Raw genomic sequence first — 13,923 nt, forward strand, 5'->3', positions numbered from 1 at the left:
GGCTCACTGTAAAACGTTCAGAACATGCGCAGGGCGAGTGGAGCGAGTCACAGGCTCATGGATACCGCCTGAACTGGCACGCCAGCCCGCTCGCGCCGTCGCCGATTTGTGCCTTATCGACGCGCCCCGATCCTGTCTTCGCCCGTCGATTTTTCAGACATCGCCTAAAACTCGAGTTTTTTCAGACCCGGCCTTTTTTCAAATCCAGTACGTTGGAACATCGCCTGGGCCATTCGGCGCCTCGCTCTCAGCACGAAGGCATAGTCCTATTGCCTCATCCGCTGCGAGATGCCATCCCGGCGCGTCACCGCAAATATCCCACCTGCCCGTCCTGCGATCACCGGGACAATTAAGACCAAAGTCGCAATGCGATGCGCTTTCCCGGTAGACTGCCGACGGCACTCTGGACAATCCCGACGAGGAGACGAACGATGGACATGTTCACCCTGAAGCAGACGCACGACCACTGGATCGCCTGCTGCCGAGCCTGCGGCCACGAACAGGCGCTGCCGGAAACCAGCGCTGCCCAGATGCCCGTCGAGGGCGTCGCCATCCAGTGCGAACGCTGCCCCAGCCAGGAGCCCTGCGTCTATCCCAACGAGACCGCCGCGCCGGTCAACTGACATCTGACCGCAAGGCCTGCTGGCCATGACACCCCGCGTCAGTCCGGGGTGTCTGCCGCTCAGGCCTCGCCCGCGGCGGGACTCGGCTCCTGCCAGCGCGCCAGCGCATAGATCAGCAGCCCCCCCAGCGCCATGATCGCACCGACGATGCCGGTAGAGGTCCAGCCGTAGCCCGCAGTGATCGCCATGCCACCGAGCCAGGGACCGAGCGCGTTGGCCACGTTGAAGGCGGCATGATTGGAGGCCGCAGCCAGGGTCTGCGCATCCTTGGCCACGTCCATCAAACGGATCTGCAGCGGCGGCGAAAGCGCCACCATGCCGCCGACCGCCAAGACCGACAGCCATACTGTCCATACCGAATGGGCCGCCAGCGGGAACAGCAGCAGGATGATCGCGCTGAACCCCAGGATCCAGCCCACCGAGCGGAACTGCAGGCGATCGAACAGCCAGCCGCCAGCCATGTTGCCAAGAATCGCCCCCACACCGAACGCGGCCAGAATCACCGGTACCCAGTGCTCGTCCAGGCCGGTGACCTGGATCAGCGTCGGCGCCAGATAGCTGAACACACAGAACATGCCGGCAAAGCCGATCGCGCCGATACCCAGTGTCAGCCAGACCTGGCGGCGGCGCAGTGCGGTCAGCTCGCGTAGCGGGCTGTTGCGCACCTCCTCGCGATTGAACGGCAGGTAGATGAAGACCAGCACCACCGTGACTAGGCCGATCGCCCCCACCAGACCGAAGGCGTAGCGCCAACTCAGCAGCTGCCCCAGCCAGGTCGCCAGCGGGTTACCGATCAGCATGGCGGTGGTGATACCGAGCATCACCCGGCTGACCGCCTTGGCGCGCTTGTGCGGCGGCACCATCGACGCCGCCACCAGCGCGGCGACCCCGAAGTAGGCTCCGTGGGGCAGACCCGAGATGAAGCGGAACAGCATCAGCGAGGCGTAGCCGGGAGCCAGGGCGCTGGCGAAATTGCCGATGGCGAAGAACGCCATCAGCAGCAGCAGCAGGTGACGCCGATAGAGGTAGGCACCGAAGACCGCGATCAGTGGCGCGCCCACCACCACACCCAGCGCGTAGGCGCTGATCAGGTGGCCGACCTGGGTCTCGCCGACGCCGAGCGCCTGGGAGACGTTCGGCATCAGCCCCATGATGGCGAATTCGCCGGTCCCGATCGCAAAACCACCGACGGCCAGCGCCAGCTCGATGAGTATCGCGACGCGGGCGTCGGGACGGACGTCCGTGGCTGCGTTCATAGCGCCCTCTTTATACTTTCGTCTAATGACAGAGATCGCGCCATTATTCCTGCTCCCGGAGACCTTGGGAACCGCTGATGTACGTCAATTTCCTACAAAAGCGCTGTCTGCGGTAGCGCAGAAAGTCTGGAACACACTCCCTGGGAACTTTTCACGCAACGCGGACTCACAATAGACATGAGATTCCTGCGATGGGGTCTCTAGCTTACTGTTAGCGATCGTTGGTCGCCGCGCTCACTGCGCGGCGACTTTTTTTGTGCCCGCAACACCGCCATATGCCTACCCCCCCCTGCGAGCCGATAGCGTCGACAGCGCGCCGCTGGGGCTGGCGCCAGCGAACGTGGTAGACTGGCGCTCTGGTCGCAGGTCTTGGTCATTCCGCCGCCGGGAGCGTCCTCGTGCAACTCTTCTTTATCGTCTTCGCCGTCTGTCTGCTGGTGAGCCTGGGTACCGTGGCTGCGCTGATGCTCTCGCGCACGCCGCGCTATCGTACCGACGCCGAGGATCTGATCGCGCTGTTCGACGCCGTGCTCGACAACCGTGCCAATCAGGCGCGCTGGGACAGCGTCATCGGCTACCCCATCCGCCATGACGCCTATCTGGAGAGCCTGCGCCGCCGCTGCCAGCACCTGATGGAAGCCCACGGACGTCCGTGGCAGGTGGCTCAGGGCGGTTCGCTATTCTCGCGTCAGGGACGTGAAGAGCTGATCTCGCTGCGCGCCCATCTCGCCGCCCATCAGGCCCTGAACCAGGGCGAGTACTCGGCGTGAACCGACACAGCCGCATGACCGACATCATCCGCCTGAAGCCGCTGGACAACGCCATCCAGCATCACCACCACGACTACCATCAGATCGTGATCGGGCTCTCCGGCTACGCCGAGTTCGAGGTCGGCGGTCACGGTGGTGTGGTGGCCCCGCTATCGGGCTGCCTGGTACCGGCCAACGTCGAGCACTACTACGAGGGCATCGGCGATAACCGTCAGTTGATCATCGATCTGCCCGACGACGCCGCCTCGCTCACCGGCAGCCAGCGTGAGCTGCGCCGGCTGTTCGACCGCCCCGGCTACTTCAGCCTCGACGAATCGCTGCAGCACTTCATCCAGTTCCTGCTCCACGAGATGGCGAGCCCGCAGCACGCCCCGGGCGATCTACTGATCACCACCCTGCTGAGTTCCCTCGATGCGCGTCGCGACCCGGCCGAGACAGTCTCTTCGCGCCCGGCGCGCACGCTCGACGTCGCGCGGCTGGAGCGTTTCGTTCACGCCCATCTCGACCGCCGCATCAGCGTCGCCGACCTGGCCCGGGTCGCCTGCCTCAGCGAGGCCCACTTCAGCGAGCGCTTCCGCCAGCAGACCGGCCTCTCGCCCTATCAGTTCGTCATGCGCCAACGCCTGGAAGCAGCGCGACACCTGATCACCAGTTCGGATACGCCACTGTCGGAGATCGCCGAGCGTACCGGCTTTGCCAGTCAGAGCGGTCTGAGCCACGCCTTCCGCCGCCACTTCGGCTACCCGCCGGTCACGCTGCGACGTCAGACTTTGGTCTAACAGCGACGACATCGGCGCGGCCGACAGTCTTCACCAGGGTTCGCCACCCCGGATTTTTGACAAATCTCTCCGTGGAATTGGCAAGTCGCCGTGCTCTGTTTCACGCTAGAGTCATCCACCATCCTTCCCTCCGAGCCGGAGACGGGCGCCTGGTGACAGACGATCGCACGTCCCGCCGATGTCCATTCAGGGGTTGAACAATGTTAAAAGCCGATCAGATGCTGAAGCCCGAAACGTGGCAGACCTCGCTCGACGAGCTGTTCGCGCGGATCAGCGAACACTATATCGTCGACGAGGATAGCTACGTCGCGGAGCTGGTCACGCTGCTGGGCGCCGACGAGGCCGAGTGCAAGCGTACCGGCGACAAGACCGCCGAGCTGGTCCACGACGTGCGCGAGATGGACACGGCGGTCGACTCGATCGACGAACTGCTGCAGCAGTACAGCCTCGACACCCAGGAGGGCGTACTGCTGATGTGTCTGGCCGAGGCCCTGCTGCGCGTGCCCGACAAGGCCACTGCCGATGCCTTGATCGAGGACAAGCTGGGGGTGGCGGACTGGAAGCGCTACGTCGGCCAGAGCGAGTCATGGTTCGTCAACGCCTCCACCTGGGGGCTATTGATGACCGGCAACGTGATCCAGCTCGACAAGCCCCGCGACGGCAAGCCGGCCAACTTCATCAATCGCATGGTCAACCGCATGGGCGAGCCGGTGATCCGCAGCGCCATGTATCAGGCGATGAAGATCATGGGCCAGCAGTTCGTGCTGGGGCGCACCATCGATGAAGCCCTGAAGCGCTCCAAACCGCTGTTCAACAAGGGCTACACCTACTCCTACGATATGCTCGGCGAGGCCGCGCGCACGCGTGACGACGCCCGGCGCTACTTCGACGACTACGCCGCGGCGATCCGCCAGGTCGGCGAGACCAGCCGCCGCCTGGACGCCAAGACGCCGGCGCCCTCGGTCTCGATCAAGCTCTCGGCACTGCATCCGCGCTATGAGTTCGGTCGCCGCACCCAGGTGCTCGAGGAGTTGGTCGGTACGGTCAAGCAACTGGTCGAGATGGCCCGCGAGCGGCAGGTGGCACTGACCATCGATGCCGAAGAGGTCGACCGTCTGGAGCTCTCGCTCGAGGTCTTCCGCGCAGTCTTCGAAAGCGACGCGTGTCGCGGCTGGGGCCATTTCGGCCTGGTCGTGCAGGCCTACTCCAAGCGCTGCCTCACGGTGCTCCACTACGTCAATCAGCTGGCCGACCAGCAGGGTGACGAAATCCCGCTGCGACTGGTCAAGGGCGCCTACTGGGATACCGAGATCAAGGAGTCCCAGAAGCTCGGCGTGGCCGGCTATCCGGTCTACACGCGCAAGGCGTGCACCGACGTGGCCTACCTCGCCTGCGCCAAGTTCCTGCTCTCCGAGAGTACCCGCGGGCGGATCTTCCCGCAGTTCGCGACCCATAACGCCCATACCATCACGCACATCCTGGAGCTGGCCAACGACGTCGAGCGTGCGTTCGAGTTCCAGCGCCTCCATGGCATGGGCGAGGCACTCTACGAGGCGGCGCTCAAGCGTGCGCCCCAGGGTACCTATTGCCGTATCTACGCCCCGGTCGGCGCGCACAAGGACCTGCTCCCCTATCTGGTCCGCCGACTGCTGGAGAACGGCGCCAACTCCTCGTTCGTGCACCAGCTGGTCGACCCGCGCGTGCCGGTGGAGTCGCTCTGCGTCCATCCGGTCGCCACCCTGGCGCACTATGACACCTACGCCAATCCGCGCATCGCGCTGCCCCAAGACATCTATGGCCCGGCCCGCAAGAACTCCAAAGGCGTCAACTTGAACATCAACAGTGAATACCAGCCGCTGATCGCGCGTATGAACGATTTCATGGATCGCGACTACCACGCCAAACCGCTGCTCGGGGTCGAGGTCAACGATGACGACGCCCAGCGCCAGCGCGTCACCAGCCCCTATGACCGCCGCCAGGTGGTGGGCAGCGTGCAGTGGGCGACCCGTGCCCAGGCCGAGCAGGCAGTGGAGATCGCCTGGCAGGCCTTCCCGCGCTGGAGCGAGACCCCGGTCGAGGAGCGTGCGGCGATCCTCGAGCGTCACGCCGACCTGATGGAGACGCATCTGGCGGAGCTGATGACACTGTGCTCACGGGAAGGCGGCAAACTGCTCACCGACGGCGTCGACGAGATTCGCGAAGCGGTCGACTTCTGCCGCTACTACGCCGCCCGCGCCCGCGAGCTGTTCGCCGAACCCACCAGCCTGCCGGGGCCGACCGGCGAGTCCAACGAGCTGATGCTCGGCGGCAAGGGCGTGTTCGCGGCGATCAGCCCGTGGAACTTCCCGGTGGCGATCTTCACCGGTCAGCTGGTGGCGGCTGCGGTCGCCGGCAACACCGTGGTGGCCAAGCCGGCGGAGCAGACCTCGCTGGTCGCCAACCGCGTGATCGAGCTGCTGTTCGAAGCCGGCATGCCGCGCGACGTGGTCCAGTTGCTGCCGGGGGACGGCCCCACCGTGGGCAGCGTGCTGAGCAGCGATCCGCGGATTACTGGCGTGGTCTTCACCGGCTCCACCGCCACCGCGCAGATCATCAACCGTGCTCTGGCGGCGCGCGAGAATGCGCCCCTGCCCACGCTGATCGCCGAGACCGGCGGCATGAACGCGATGATCGTCGACTCCACCGCGCTCCCCGAGCAGGTGGTGGCGGACGTCGTCCACTCCGCCTTCCAGAGCGCCGGTCAGCGCTGCTCGGCGCTGCGCGTGCTCTATCTGCAGGATGACATCGCCGATCGCGTGATCGAGATCCTGCGCGGGGCGATGGCGGAGCTACGTATCGGCGACCCGCGCGACCTGGGCACCGATGTCGGCCCGGTGATCGACGAAGAGGCCCGCGAGGGGCTGCTCGCCCACGTCGAGAAGATGAAAGCCGAGGGTCGACTGCTGGCCGAGGCCCAGCTCGATCCGGCACACACCGACAACGGCACCTTCGTCGCGCCGATGGCGTTTCGGATCGACGGTATCGCTTCGATGGAGAGCGAGCAGTTCGGCCCGCTCCTGCACATCGCCCGCTACCGCGCCGACAAGCTCGATGAGGTCATCGACGCCATCAACGCCAAGGGCTTCGGTCTCACCTTCGGCGTCCACAGCCGCAACGAGAGCTTCACCGACTACGTCGCCAGCCGCATTCGCGTCGGTAACGTCTACGTCAACCGCGACATCATCGGCGCGGTGGTCGGCGTGCAGCCGTTCGGCGGCCAGGGCTTCTCCGGCACCGGCCCCAAAGCCGGCGGCCCGCACTACCTGCTGCGTTTCGCCACCGAAAAGACACGCACCATCAATACCGCGGCCCTGGGCGGCAACGCCTCGCTGCTGGCCATGGGCGACGACTGAACTCGGCGCCCCGGGTGACCACCCGAGAAGGAGATCGCTCATGATCGACCGCACTCGACAACAACAGCAACCGATATACTCCCCCCGCGACGGGCGCGGGCGGGAGACATGCTCACCCGAGGTCATCGCTGCGTGCATGCTGACGCAGCGACGGCCCGAGTGACGATCGCTGACGAGCCGGAGCCCTGCTCCGGCCCGCAACGCCCCTCCCAACTAATAACTAAGTAACAGGAGACGCTTCTATGGCTATCGGTGTCTGGATCAGCCTGTGTGCCTACTTCGTGCTCATGATCGCCATTGGCCTCTACGCCATGCGCACGTCCACCGCCACTTCCGAAGACTACATGCTCGGGGGGCGTACTCTGAGTCCGCAGGTCGCCGCCCTCTCGGCCGGCGCCTCCGACATGAGCGGCTGGCTGCTGCTGGGCCTGCCCGGGGCGATGTTCGTCTCCGGCCTCGCCTCGGCATGGATCGGTATCGGCCTGTTCGTCGGGGCCTTCTTCAACTGGTTGCTGGTGGCACCCAGGCTGCGCGAGCAGACCGTGCACTACGGCAACGCCATCACCATTCCGGCGTTTTTGGCCAACCGCTTCCCGACCCGCGCGCTGTCGCTGCGTACGGTCTCGGCCATCGTCATCGTGGTGTTCTTCTCGGTCTACACCGCCTCGGGCCTGGTGGCCGGCGGCAAGCTGTTCGAGAGCGCCTTCTCCGGCGTCATCGACATCGGCGGGCTGAGCGACTACGCCACCGGGGTGATCCTCACCCTCGGGGTGGTGCTGGTCTATACCGTGGTCGGTGGTTTCCTGGCGGTGAGCATGACCGACTTCGTGCAGGGCTGCATCATGATGCTGGCGTTGGTGATCATGCCCGCCGTGGTGCTCTACGGCGACGGCGGCGGTGGTTTCAGCCAGGCCCAGCAGACGCTCAACCAGGTCGATCCCTCGCTGCTCTCCTGGACCGACGGGCTGACCATCGTCGGCTGGCTCTCTGCGGTCACCTGGGGCCTGGGCTACTTCGGCCAGCCCCACATCATCGTGCGCTTCATGGCGATCCGCTCGGTCAAGGATGTACCCACGGCACGTAACATCGGCATGAGCTGGATGCTCATCTCGCTGATCGGTGCGATCTCGGTGGGCATCTTCGGCCGCGCCTATGCGATCCGCAACGGCCTCGACGTGCAGGACCCGGAGACGATCTTCATCATCCTCTCCAACCTGCTGTTCCATCCGTTGATCACCGGCTTCCTCTATGCGGCGCTGCTGGCGGCCATCATGAGCACCATCTCCAGTCAGCTGCTGGTGGCCTCTTCGTCGCTCACCGAGGACTTCTATCGCCTGTTCCTGCGCAAGGAAGCGAGCGAGAAGGAGACCGTTGCCATCGGCCGGCTGAGCGTGGTCGCGGTGGGCGTGGTGGCAGCGATCATCGCCTCCAACCCCGACTCCCAGGTACTGGGTCTGGTCAGCAACGCCTGGGCCGGGTTCGGCGCCGCCTTCGGCCCGCTGATCCTGCTGTCGCTGATGTGGTCGCGGACCAACGGCGCCGGCGCCATCGCCGGCATGGTGGTAGGCGCGCTGACGGTGATCGTGTGGATCGCGCTGGGCTTCAGCAGCTCGTTCCTGGGTGGCCCCGGCGTCTACGAGATCATCCCCGGCTTCATCGCCTCCTTCCTCGCCATCGTGCTGGTGAGCCGCATGACCAGCGACGCCGGCGAGTATCGCCAGATCACGCGCTGAGCGTGCTCGACCGTCAAGATCAAGGGCCCCTGCGGGGGCCCTTTTTCATGCCCGCACCTGCCCCCTGGCCTCGACAGGAAGCGCTCGGTGGCGAAGCCATCCGGCACTGGCATGCCTGGCCTGCAGCGACTAAGTTTAACTCGCGGCTGCAGGCACCGAGGCGTGCGGGCAGCACCGTTCCAATTCGCTAGAAAACACTGTTTCAAAATTTTACTGGACTTAAAGAACAGCGTTTCCTATCATCCTCATCGTTGTCTCATTGAATGTGAAGGCCGGTAATACGGCTGCATGATGTAAAGAAAGGAGTCCTTGATCATGACCAAGACCAAACTGTTCTCTGCCATGGTTGTTGCCGGCGCTTGCGCATTCGGAACCCAGGCTGCATTCGCCTACGGCGCCGGTGATTTCTTCGCCCGTGCCGGCGTTGCCAAGACCGACGTCGACACCGGCTATGCCGATCGCGACACCGGCGCCTACCTGGGTCTCGGCTACATGTTCCAAGACAAGCTGGGCGTAGAGCTGAGCTCGATGACTGAAACCAAGGTCCACGCTGAAGGCGGCACCTTCAAGCAGGTTCCGGTCAACCTGATGGCTCAGTACTACCCGCTGGGCGGCATGGATTCCCGCGTGCAGCCGTACGCCGGCGTCGGCGTCAACTACACCACGTTCTCCAGCGAGAGCGGCGTGGGTAGCGTCGATGACTCCTGGGGTGCCACGGGTCAACTGGGTGTCGACCTCAACGTGACTCAGAACTTCGGCTTCAACGCCTTCGCACAGTACACCGACGTCAACGCCGACATCAGCGGCGGCCGCGACATCGACCTCGACCCGGTCACCGTGGGTGCCGGCGCGATGCTGCGCTTCTAAGCGTCACCAGAACGAAAAAAACCGGGCCCCTGGCCCGGTTTTTTATGCCCACTCGTTTTTCATACACGCTTGTGGTCATACCCACTGGGCGGGCCCTGCTCACAGGCAGCGCGGCGATGCCTGCCGCCCTCACCCCTCGGTGACGAGCCGATCCACCGTCGCCAGCGCGTCCACCACCGCCGTCTTGTGCGGCCCCGAAACATCCTTCAGCCACACCTCCAGTGCCGGGGCTACCTCGCACTTGGCGGGCAGCGGCGCGCGCGCATCGACCAGCGCCTGGAGTCGCGCCACGAATACATAGCGCAGCCACTGGGGCAGCGTCATGCTATCGACGCAAAATGGCTGCTGGCTGTCGAAGGCCTCCGCCGGCGGTGCTGACACCTCCCACAGCTCGGCCTCATCCAGCGCCGTTTCCAGCTGGCGCAACGCCTGCGCCAGCGCATCATGTGAAGTCATTCACGCTCCTTGCTTGCCGGGGTCCGGAGCCGGTCGCCGCCAGCGCCCGGCGCCGCCGCGATAGCGGATTCGCCGTGCACCCTGGCAGCACCGCACCGGTATCGTTGCGCGCCTATTGTGACCCAATCGGGTTGCTCACAGATACCCTGAAAGAGACTGTGGATAAACTCTGAACAGATCGCCCTTGGCGGCTCGCCACGAGATATCGCGAGGCATGCTCAATTTTTGGCCAGCCTCTGTTCACTCTCGGGCAGGCGCGTTACAGTGCGCGCCTCTCTTCACTGGCTAGCGACGATCGATGCAGACGCTGAGCGACTTTTTCGCCCAGAGCGGCGCCGAGGTGGCGCTCGCGAGCCTGGGACGGCGCGTGGCGCCGCTGACCCGCGACACCTTCGAGGCGTTCGAACGCGAGCGCCAGGCCTGGCCACTGCCGTGGAATGCACAGGCGCAGTTCGCCTGCGCCCTGCGCTGGCCGGCGGCGGGTGCCGATCCGGTGGTGTGGTTCCTGGCCCTGCCGCTGGACGAGCAGGGTATGCTCAGCCCGGCATCCCGGGACGCTTTTCTCGAGCGCCTGCTACTGACCCTGGGCGCCAGCGGCGAAGCGCCGGACACGGCGACGCCGGACAACCTGATGCAGGACAATCCGGTGGCGCTGGAACCCGAGCTGCATCAGCGCGCCCTGCTCCACGCCCGGCTGTCGCGCCACTTCGCGCGGCCGCCCTCGCCCCAGCGCGCGCTGGCCGCACGCTATCTGGCTGGCGATGCCGAGGTGCACTGGCAGCTGCTCGGGCTGCAGGGGTTGGCAGACTGGGTCGTCGCCCCCGACCCTGCAACCTGCGAGGCGCTCGCAGCGCGGCTTGACCAGTTGCCGCGAGAGGTCCTGATCCCGCTGTGCTACCTGATGGAACACGGCGATCTGCCGGCCTCCCTGCACGCGCCGCTGATCGCATGCCTGGAGCACGCCCATGAGGCTCAGGATCTGGAGCGCTACTGCGCCCTGCTGCGCGCCCTGCTGGGTAGTCCCGAAGCCTCGGTGAGCGCCTGGCTGGGGCAGTGGCTCGAACGTGACGAACTGATGGCGGCCGACTGTCTGGTCGCAGTGGCAGCACGCGGCTGGCACCATCTGGAAGATGAAGGGCGGCTGACGCGATTCCTCGATCGCCTGGCGGCGAGCGAGCAGCTTCACTTTCGTCGTGTCGTACGCGATTTGGCATTGATCCCGCGCCTGAGACTGCCAATATTGATGATGTTGCGCCAGGCGCCGCGGGAGTCTGCCCTCGGCCGGCGCGTTGCAGAGTGGAACGTCTGAGCCCATGAAAGCACTGCCCTATCAGGCCAAGGCGGTGATCGGACGACGCGAGATGGTCGCGCTACCCGATCTCGACCTGACCCTTTGCTGCAAGGCGGATACCGGCGCCCGTACCTCGGCGCTGCACGCCGAGGTGATCGAACCATTCGAGGAGCACGGCCACCCCTGGGTGCGCTTCGTCACCCGAACCAGCGGCCACGCCACCCCGGCACACGAGTGCCTGCAGCCGCTGCACGACCGACGCAAGGTCAGAAGCTCCAACGGTCAGGAGGAGTGGCGCTACGTGATTCGTACCCGGCTGGTGCTGGGCAACCTGGATTTCCCCATCGAACTCACCCTGACCGACCGCAGCGATATGCGCCATCCCATGCTGCTGGGACGCCGCGCGATGCGGCGACTGCTGGTCGCCCCCGGTGCCGCTTTTCTGCACGGCGAGCCCTGACTCGCCGGATCGTTCACTCTGGAGCCCTCGCTCATGCACATCGGCATCCTGTCACGCAATCGCAATCTCTATTCGACGCGCCGCCTGATCGAGGCCGCCGAGACGCGGGGCCACACGGTCAGGGTCGTCGATACCCTGCGCTGCTACATGAACATCGCCTCGCACCGCCCCTCGATCCACTACAAGGGGCAGGAGCTGGAAGCATTCGACGCCATCGTGCCGAGGATCGGCGCCTCGGTGACGTTCTACGGCTGTGCGGTGCTGCGTCAGTTCGAGATGATGAGTACTTACGTGCTCAACGACTCGGTGGCGATCACCCGCTCGCGGGACAAGCTGCGCTCGCTGCAGCTGCTGTCGCGCAAGGGGCTGGGCCTGCCGGTGACCGGGTTCGCCCACTCGCCGGACGACATTCCCGACCTGATCACCATGGTCAAGGGCGCGCCGCTGGTGATCAAGCTGCTGGAGGGCACCCAGGGCATCGGCGTGGTGCTGGCCGAAACCAACCAGGCCGCGGAGTCGGTGATCCAGGCCTTCATGGGCATGAAGGCCAATATCATGGTGCAGGAGTACATCAAGGAGGCCAAGGGCGCCGATATCCGTTGCTTCGTGATCGGCGACAAGGTGATCGCGGCGATGAAGCGCCAGGCCGCCGAAGGTGAATTCCGCTCCAATCTGCATCGTGGCGGCACCGCCAGCGTCATCCGCATCACCCCCGAGGAGCGCTCCACGGCGATCCGCGCGGCCAAGGCGATGGGGCTGCGCGTGGCGGGGGTCGACCTGCTGCGCTCCAACCATGGGCCGGTGATCATGGAGGTCAACTCCTCGCCCGGGCTCCAGGGGATCGAGAGCGCCACCGGCAAGGATATCGCCGGGCAGATCATCGAGCATCTGGAGAAGAACGCCGCGACCCCGCGCAAGGCGCCGCCCAAACCCAATGGCTGATCCGTCAATCTCAACAAATAGCCGGAAAACCTAAAAATTTATCTCTTCAGGGGTAGAAAAACAGTGTTTCCGGCCGCACAATTTGTGTCACCTCAGGAGGTGACCGCACATGTTTCTCGACAATCGCCAGGTGGCGATGGACAGCGTCCTGGAGGCGCTGGCCGACAGTCTCGACTATTTTCAGGACAATCTCGATCGCCTGCGCCCGGCGCTGCGCAATGCCCTGAAACCGCATTACGAGGAACGTGGCGCGGCGATGCGCGAGCTGCAGGATCTGGTTCGCGAACACCTCGCCATGCTGCCCCGCGACGCCGACGTCGAGCGCGACGACTATCTGTGGCTATGGAGCCGCATCAAGAGCTTCGTCGGCAACGACAGCGCGGTGCTGCTGGGTGAGCTGCTGGAGCAGGAGCGCGTGCTGATGCAAGCGCTGGGCAACGCCTTCACCCATCCCCTGCCGGATCCGTTGGAGCCGGCCCTGGAGCGCTGCTGGAAGAATTGCCGTGCGCTGATCCGCGAGATCACCAAGCTGCAGCAGCGTCAGCGCTGACCCATGAGCCGCCGCCAGCGGCGGCTCGACCGCCTGCCTTCAACGCCCACAATCGACTGACGCCTTCCTGGCGGCACAGGCCTATCTGCTGACCCCAAGCCGCTCTGGCCAGAGGATGGCACCGGCTCACGGCGATAGCTGGATCGGCTCCAGCGGGCCGAGAAAATAGGGCTCGCGCCCCCACAGGTAGAGATCACCGAAGGTCGCCGCCCGCGCCAGCCACTCGCGCAGCCTGAGCCGCCACTCGCCGGCGATCCCTCCGTCGGGCACCGCACAGCCGGTGGCATCGAGCCCCAGCGCATCGGCGATGAACAGCGCCCGCGGCAGATGCCACGCCTGCGAGATCAGCATCAGGCGCTTGGCGCCGAACACCTCCTTGGCCCTGACCACGCTGTCGAAAGTGCTGAACCCGGCGTAGTCGAGGGTCATGTGGGCATCCTCGACGTTGCGATGGCGCAGCGAGCGCCACATGCTCACCGGTTCGTTGTAGTAGCGAGTACGGTTGTCGCCGGAGAGCAGCAGATGCTGCACGCGATTGAGACGCAACAGCTCCGCGGCGGTCTCCATGCGTGCCCGATAGTAGGGGTTGGGGCCACCGGCGCGCAGCCACTGGGCGGTGCCGAAGACCAGGCCCACCGGCTGCGGCCGGCACAGCAGCACGTCGTGTTCGATCCGCGACTGGGTCTGGTGCAATACCCACAGATTGATCGCGACGACGCCGAGGACGAGCAGCACGAGCCCGACCAGCAGCGCCTTGAGCAGCCCCTTCAGTAACCGCAGCATAGCGCGCCGCGGTGAGGCAGA

Annotated in this window: 13 protein-coding genes; 10 read left to right on the top strand and 3 right to left on the bottom strand. The window is 65.3% G+C overall.

Features of this window, described 5'->3' with window-relative positions; translation table 11 throughout:
• Positions 1–431 precede the first annotated feature (431 nt).
• Positions 432–623 carry a hypothetical protein gene (locus DOM66_RS06310; protein ID WP_110674413.1) on the top strand — a complete coding sequence of 64 codons (192 nt, stop codon included), beginning with the start codon at positions 432–434 and terminating at the stop codon, positions 621–623.
• Between the two features lie 59 nt (positions 624–682).
• On the opposite strand, the gene DOM66_RS06315 is transcribed toward DOM66_RS06310, so the two are convergent.
• A complete protein-coding gene (locus DOM66_RS06315) occupies positions 683–1,879 on the bottom strand; it encodes an MFS transporter (protein WP_110674412.1) in 1,197 nt (398 codons plus the stop codon).
• 398 nt (positions 1,880–2,277) lie between these two features.
• Here DOM66_RS06315 and DOM66_RS06320 point away from each other — a divergent pair, with 398 nt between their 5' ends.
• From DOM66_RS06320 to DOM66_RS06340, 5 genes are all read left to right on the top strand, one after another.
• Positions 2,278–2,649 (top strand): hypothetical protein, encoded by a 372-nt coding sequence (locus DOM66_RS06320; RefSeq protein WP_110674411.1) that lies wholly within the window; start codon positions 2,278–2,280, stop codon positions 2,647–2,649.
• A gap of 14 nt (positions 2,650–2,663) precedes the next feature.
• On the top strand, positions 2,664–3,428 hold the full coding sequence (locus DOM66_RS06325) for an AraC family transcriptional regulator (protein ID WP_110689564.1): 765 nt from the start codon (positions 2,664–2,666) through the stop codon (positions 3,426–3,428).
• 200 nt (positions 3,429–3,628) lie between these two features.
• Positions 3,629–6,820 (top strand): bifunctional proline dehydrogenase/L-glutamate gamma-semialdehyde dehydrogenase PutA, encoded by a 3,192-nt coding sequence (putA, locus tag DOM66_RS06330; RefSeq protein WP_110689565.1) that lies wholly within the window; start codon positions 3,629–3,631, stop codon positions 6,818–6,820.
• A 242-nt stretch (positions 6,821–7,062) separates the two neighbouring features.
• On the top strand, positions 7,063–8,553 hold the full coding sequence (gene putP, locus DOM66_RS06335; RefSeq protein ID WP_110674408.1) for a sodium/proline symporter PutP: 1,491 nt from the start codon (positions 7,063–7,065) through the stop codon (positions 8,551–8,553).
• Positions 8,554–8,868: 315 nt separating this feature from the next.
• Positions 8,869–9,420: an OmpW/AlkL family protein gene (locus tag DOM66_RS06340; protein WP_110689566.1), complete on the top strand. Its 552-nt coding sequence runs from the start codon at positions 8,869–8,871 to the stop codon at positions 9,418–9,420.
• Between the two features lie 129 nt (positions 9,421–9,549).
• Here DOM66_RS06340 and DOM66_RS06345 read toward each other — a convergent pair whose 3' ends face one another.
• The gene (locus DOM66_RS06345) at positions 9,550–9,876 is read right to left on the bottom strand and encodes a YqcC family protein (RefSeq protein ID WP_110674406.1); all 327 of its coding nucleotides are present in this window, start codon (positions 9,874–9,876) and stop codon (positions 9,550–9,552) included.
• A 298-nt stretch (positions 9,877–10,174) separates the two neighbouring features.
• Between DOM66_RS06345 and DOM66_RS06350 the strand changes: the two genes are divergently transcribed.
• The 4 genes from DOM66_RS06350 (at position 10,175) to DOM66_RS06365 (ending at position 13,119) form a co-directional block, all read left to right on the top strand.
• Complete coding sequence (locus DOM66_RS06350) at positions 10,175–11,185, top strand: DUF3549 family protein (protein ID WP_110674405.1); 1,011 nt, start codon at positions 10,175–10,177, stop codon at positions 11,183–11,185.
• 4 nt (positions 11,186–11,189) lie between these two features.
• A complete protein-coding gene (locus tag DOM66_RS06355) occupies positions 11,190–11,627 on the top strand; it encodes an ATP-dependent zinc protease family protein (protein WP_110674404.1) in 438 nt (145 codons plus the stop codon).
• Between the two features lie 33 nt (positions 11,628–11,660).
• Positions 11,661–12,569 carry a 30S ribosomal protein S6--L-glutamate ligase gene (rimK, locus tag DOM66_RS06360; RefSeq protein WP_110674403.1) on the top strand — a complete coding sequence of 303 codons (909 nt, stop codon included), beginning with the start codon at positions 11,661–11,663 and terminating at the stop codon, positions 12,567–12,569.
• Between the two features lie 109 nt (positions 12,570–12,678).
• Positions 12,679–13,119: a hypothetical protein gene (locus tag DOM66_RS06365; RefSeq protein WP_035470638.1), complete on the top strand. Its 441-nt coding sequence runs from the start codon at positions 12,679–12,681 to the stop codon at positions 13,117–13,119.
• A 126-nt stretch (positions 13,120–13,245) separates the two neighbouring features.
• Here the strand turns inward: DOM66_RS06365 and DOM66_RS06370 are convergent, their stop codons facing one another.
• On the bottom strand, positions 13,246–13,902 hold the full coding sequence (locus DOM66_RS06370; protein WP_110674402.1) for a SanA/YdcF family protein: 657 nt from the start codon (positions 13,900–13,902) through the stop codon (positions 13,246–13,248).
• Positions 13,903–13,923 lie beyond the last annotated feature (21 nt).

Source organism: Salinicola endophyticus (assembly GCF_003206575.1).
Lineage (GTDB): Bacteria > Pseudomonadota > Gammaproteobacteria > Pseudomonadales > Halomonadaceae > Salinicola > Salinicola endophyticus.

Coding starts and splice junctions, on each gene's coding strand:
- DOM66_RS06370 (WP_110674402.1), bottom strand. CDS start 13,902: ATGCTGCGGTTACTGAAGGGGCTGCTCAAGGCGCTGCTGGTCGGGCTC.
- DOM66_RS06350 (WP_110674405.1), top strand. CDS start 10,175: ATGCAGACGCTGAGCGACTTTTTCGCCCAGAGCGGCGCCGAGGTGGCG.
- DOM66_RS06345 (WP_110674406.1), bottom strand. CDS start 9,876: ATGACTTCACATGATGCGCTGGCGCAGGCGTTGCGCCAGCTGGAAACG.
- DOM66_RS06355 (WP_110674404.1), top strand. CDS start 11,190: ATGAAAGCACTGCCCTATCAGGCCAAGGCGGTGATCGGACGACGCGAG.
- DOM66_RS06310 (WP_110674413.1), top strand. CDS start 432: ATGGACATGTTCACCCTGAAGCAGACGCACGACCACTGGATCGCCTGC.
- DOM66_RS06365 (WP_035470638.1), top strand. CDS start 12,679: ATGTTTCTCGACAATCGCCAGGTGGCGATGGACAGCGTCCTGGAGGCG.
- DOM66_RS06340 (WP_110689566.1), top strand. CDS start 8,869: ATGACCAAGACCAAACTGTTCTCTGCCATGGTTGTTGCCGGCGCTTGC.
- putA (WP_110689565.1), top strand. CDS start 3,629: ATGTTAAAAGCCGATCAGATGCTGAAGCCCGAAACGTGGCAGACCTCG.
- rimK (WP_110674403.1), top strand. CDS start 11,661: ATGCACATCGGCATCCTGTCACGCAATCGCAATCTCTATTCGACGCGC.
- DOM66_RS06315 (WP_110674412.1), bottom strand. CDS start 1,879: ATGAACGCAGCCACGGACGTCCGTCCCGACGCCCGCGTCGCGATACTC.
- DOM66_RS06325 (WP_110689564.1), top strand. CDS start 2,664: ATGACCGACATCATCCGCCTGAAGCCGCTGGACAACGCCATCCAGCAT.
- putP (WP_110674408.1), top strand. CDS start 7,063: ATGGCTATCGGTGTCTGGATCAGCCTGTGTGCCTACTTCGTGCTCATG.